1 pseudogene is annotated in these 341 nt (G+C 55.4%); it reads right to left on the reverse strand.

Annotated features, from left to right (window positions below):
* Window positions 1-323 (reverse strand): annotated as a pseudogene (locus NXS07_RS21025) (phage virion morphogenesis protein); the annotation flags it as partial.
* Window positions 324-341 lie beyond the last annotated feature (18 nt).

A 341-nucleotide genomic window follows, 5' to 3' on the forward strand; every position in this document is an offset into this window, starting at 1 on the left:
GCTCTCAGGCGCTGAAACATCGGGTTGCGCCGTGTTGTGGTTTTGCGGGTTTCGCTCCGGTTGATTTCCAGATAACGTTCAATCTCACTGCGATAAAATGACCGTACTGCGCCCCGGTCTTCATCAAAACCGGTTATCATGCGTCCCCGTCGGCCACGGGTCGCCCGCCAATTTTTTAAGTCGCGGACGTCTCCCCGATGGATAAAACGAATGCCCTTTTGTGAACGCAGGATACGGCGACGACGCGGCTCATAGCCGGAACCGTCGGTGTTTTTCTGGCTGCGGATGCGCTTTTGCTGATCAGTACGGATGACAGTTGCCAATTGGCGCGCCAATCGACT

It is taken from the genome of Xenorhabdus bovienii (genome assembly GCF_024721015.1).
In the GTDB taxonomy this organism is placed as follows: Bacteria; Pseudomonadota; Gammaproteobacteria; order Enterobacterales; family Enterobacteriaceae; genus Xenorhabdus; species Xenorhabdus bovienii.